Genomic DNA, 2,082 nt, shown 5'->3' on the forward strand with positions numbered 1-2,082 from the left:
CCCCAAATTTTGCTAGTTTTAACCGATCTAGTATAAAAACTAGTTCTATCAAATCCCTCCACAGAGAGGGATTTTTTCATTTCTAGAGCTTTTCGTAGTCGGAGATTTCCAACTCAGAGAACTCCTCATCAAGTTCATCCATAAGAGAAACGTTCAAATCCTCTTGGCATTCCTGTTGTGCAAGTTCTTCGCTTGGCACCGGGATATCCATTGCATGTAACAGTTCCTTAAGTCCGCCAACAATTTCCGTATAATAATTACCGAAGCTGAACTGAGTCATTTCTATAGTATTCAATTTATCAATTACCGCAGAATCGCTGTCATATTTAAGCTTTAGATTCTGCATTTTTCTGGTGGCATTGTTAACGCGTCTGCGGAACATGATTGCTATTGATGTTGCAATGAACTGAACAAAGGCCTTCCCCTCGAGAGATTCGTTGGAACTTACCCTGAATCTGTTACAGCCTAAACGCTGTTTATAGAGGTTGAATGCGTATTCCACTTCATTTCTGTCAAAATAGGCCTTATGGGCTTCTATCGGTTCCCGTACTTCATTGCTAATAAGAACGCGAATGCCTTTCATGAGCAGGTAGTCATTCAAAGCCTGACGGTTGGTGGCATAAGTTGTCACTGTTTCTTTGTTCTTATCGTCAATGATGCGTACTTCCTGTTTTTCAGTGACAAAAACCTCTCTGATTAACTTAAGATTTTGTGGAAGTTCCCTGTTTTCCTTAAGCAGTTTTATGGTCTTGGAAATCTTGGCGGTAATGTTTTTCTTTTCTGAATTGAAAATTTCGTCATTGTAGTAGAAATGCAGATAAACCTTATCCTTTTCTCTGGGCGGACGTACGGTACAGTTTGTCCTGTAGTTAACGGGATAACTCCATACCGTTTCAACGGTCATGGCGTGACAGTCTATTTCCTCATCGTACGTGGCAGGATCAAGCAGGTCTGCCTGTATATCCTTAAAGAGATTCCTGCACATGGTGAATGAAGTTTTTAAATTCATGAGGAAAGAAACTTTGTTCTGGTAAAAACGATTAATGTTTTTAATGCTTGAATATCCCTTGTCGGCAACAAACACAGCGTTGCCGTCAAGTTTAATTCGAGCCTGTTCCTGAAGCAGGTGTTTTACGGTACAGATATCGGGAACGTTTCCGGAATAAGTCCTGTAATACACGGGTTCACCGGTGAGTTGGTTAACCACCATGAGAACATTTATCTGAGGAAGCTGGTCTCCGTCTTTATTGTGTCCGTATGCGGATTTTGCCAGTTTAACGGAATGAGTCGAGATGGAAGTTGAGTCTAATGCCCAGTATTTACAGGATTTAAGCCTTTCATCCCTTTTCATTGTCAGTTCGTTCAAAAGGGTAATGAACCTGTCTATTTTATCTGAGGTAATGTTTTGGAATATTCTGGTAATGGCTGAAGGTGTCAGCTGTTTCTGCCATGGCAGTCTGTGTTTTTCGGCAAAGCCTTCATACCTGCTCATGGCATTATTCTCGTTTATGTTTAAAAAATAGGCCAGAGAAAGAATTTTTTTATTGATGTTACGAGCACCGAAAACCCTGTTAAGCGCCTCGGCCAGTGGAGTTCCCGCAATCAGCTGATCAAATACCCAAGTTGCTCCCGCTGCATATTTTTTGGCAGAAAGTGCATCTTTAACCGTAATCTGTTTATCTGTATCAATCGGAGAAAACACAATGGAACCGTCCTCCATTCTTTGTGCAGTAAAATCTTCAAGTTCAGGATGAAGGGCTATAAAGTCATCCTTCCATTGGATTTTTCCGGTCTTTTCCCCACCTAAAATTGTACCGACAGCCTTGGTTGAACCTTTTTCACGATAAGAGCGTTTTTTTACTTCATCCCATGCATTTTTATAAGAATACATTGAGAAGCATTTTCCTGATTTCATACAGAGAAGAGATGGTAATTCTGGTTTGGTAACTAACATAATTGGCCTGGATAGATATTAATATAACATATCTAGTATAACATGCAAAAAGAAGAAACACCACTGAAAAAAGGTGTTTCTTTGAATTTTTTTATTGTGTACTTATCTATTCTCGCAAAATTTGGGTT

1 protein-coding gene is annotated in these 2,082 nt (G+C 39.8%); it reads right to left on the reverse strand.

What is annotated here, in order from left to right; genetic code table 11:
• Positions 1-82: 82 nt before the first annotated feature.
• Entirely contained in the window at positions 83-1,891 is a 1,809-nt protein-coding gene (locus T489_RS14490; RefSeq protein WP_031580296.1) for an IS1634 family transposase, read from the reverse strand.
• Positions 1,892-2,082: the final 191 nt, after the last annotated feature.

Origin of the sequence: Ruminobacter sp. RM87 (assembly GCF_000701925.1) — a bacterium.
Taxonomy (GTDB): Bacteria; Pseudomonadota; Gammaproteobacteria; order Enterobacterales; family Succinivibrionaceae; genus Ruminobacter; species Ruminobacter amylophilus.